Annotated in this window: 1 protein-coding gene; it reads right to left on the reverse strand. The window is 57.9% G+C overall.

What is annotated here, in order from left to right:
• Nucleotides 1–100: 100 nt before the first annotated feature.
• A partial coding sequence (locus tag E2R65_RS19685) for a Rossmann-fold NAD(P)-binding domain-containing protein (RefSeq protein WP_204986340.1) occupies nucleotides 101–399 on the reverse strand: 299 nt, incomplete at its 5' end.

The following is a 399-nucleotide window of genomic DNA, read 5'->3' on the forward strand; positions in this document are numbered from 1 at the left end:
CTTCAACTCTAATCCAACACGAAGCCCCTTGGAACTCCAGGCCACGCAAAAGCACATATGCATCCCCAGAACCCCAGGCCGCAAATAATTCTAGACCCCTCTACCAATCAAGGAAAGTCTTGTCATACACAACCAACTTGCCGCCATACTTTTCTTTGGAGTCCTTGTCCGTGAGGATGGAAAACATGCCATTTACCGAGTCGTCGACGGTGACGGGCGCCTCGGACACCCCCAGGAGCCCGGCAGCAAAGTTGCCCATCTCGGTCTGCACCCAGCCCGGGTGGATGACCAAGGTGCTGAGCCACTCCTCCTCCTTGTGCAGGCGCAGGCCGTACCAGTGCGCCATGACCTTGGACGCGCCGTAGACGGCGTTGGGGATGTCCATCATGCCGCCCATGC

This window comes from Mucilaginibacter phyllosphaerae (assembly GCF_004378255.1).
In the GTDB taxonomy this organism is placed as follows: domain Bacteria; phylum Bacteroidota; class Bacteroidia; order Sphingobacteriales; family Sphingobacteriaceae; genus Mucilaginibacter; species Mucilaginibacter phyllosphaerae.